This window comes from Moraxella caviae (assembly GCF_002014985.1).
GTDB classification, from domain to species: Bacteria; Pseudomonadota; Gammaproteobacteria; order Pseudomonadales; family Moraxellaceae; genus Moraxella; species Moraxella caviae.
This window is the reverse complement of sequence record NZ_MUXU01000052.1, coordinates 1-803: the sequence shown is the minus strand read 5'-3', so window position 1 is coordinate 803 and position 803 is coordinate 1. Positions and strand designations below refer to the sequence as shown.

The window sequence follows — 803 nt, the reverse complement described above, 5'->3', positions numbered from 1 at the left end:
TTTGCCGTTAATGACGAATGCGTAGATTATCTGTGGTGCGAAGGTGACAAGGTGCGTTTGGACAGCACCCGAAACTGGCATGCTGAATATGTCAGCAATGTGTTTGAGCATAATGCTGAATATGTCGGCAATGTGTTTGAGCATGACGATGAATTTAAACAAACACACCCTGATTGGTATGCCGAAACTAAGGCGAAGGAACAGGAGTTTATCAAACTTGGCGAAAAACCAAGAAAGAACCCAAAAGGCGACCCAATCAACCCAAGCTACTACCAAGACGGCGGCATTGAATGTATTGAGATTACCGAGCATTTGAGCTTTTGCCTTGGCAACTGCTTTAAATATTTATACCGTGCGGGCAAAAAGGGCGATATGGTCGAGGATTTAAAAAAGGCGGCTTGGTATGCCGAGCGGGCTTATTTAAACGGTGATGAAGTGCCAGAAATTGTTAAAAGACGCACCCAAAAAATTATGACACAAAACGAAAACATTAAGCAGCTGATGAGCAAATTGGGCAAGTATGAATTTTTGGTGGTGATTGATAATTATATTAAGGAATTGGAGAAATGAAATTTACCGATTTATTCATCGTGTATTTTTTCGCCATGCTGGCAATCAGTGCCATGTTCACCGTGATTTTAGCCGTTGGCAAGTTTTTGGTAGGCGCATATTACGGCTTAATACCGCTTGGCTTAATTGTTTTGGCGGCGGTGTTTGCGTGGGTGGATAGCTGTGAAGCGAGCCGATAGATTGCGCCAGTTGCCGTGTTGTAACTGCGGTGTGATGGGCGTAGATATTGCGCA

At 43.7% G+C, this 803-nt stretch carries 2 protein-coding genes; both read left to right on the top strand.

Features of this window, described 5'->3' with window-relative positions:
* A partial coding sequence (locus B0181_RS12380) for a DUF3310 domain-containing protein (protein ID WP_249024911.1) occupies window positions 1-570 on the top strand: 570 nt, incomplete at its 5' end.
* Window positions 567-749, top strand: a complete 183-nt coding sequence (locus B0181_RS08300; RefSeq protein ID WP_078277044.1) for a hypothetical protein — start codon at window positions 567-569, stop codon at window positions 747-749. The genes B0181_RS12380 and B0181_RS08300, both read left to right, overlap by 4 nt.
* Window positions 750-803: the final 54 nt, after the last annotated feature.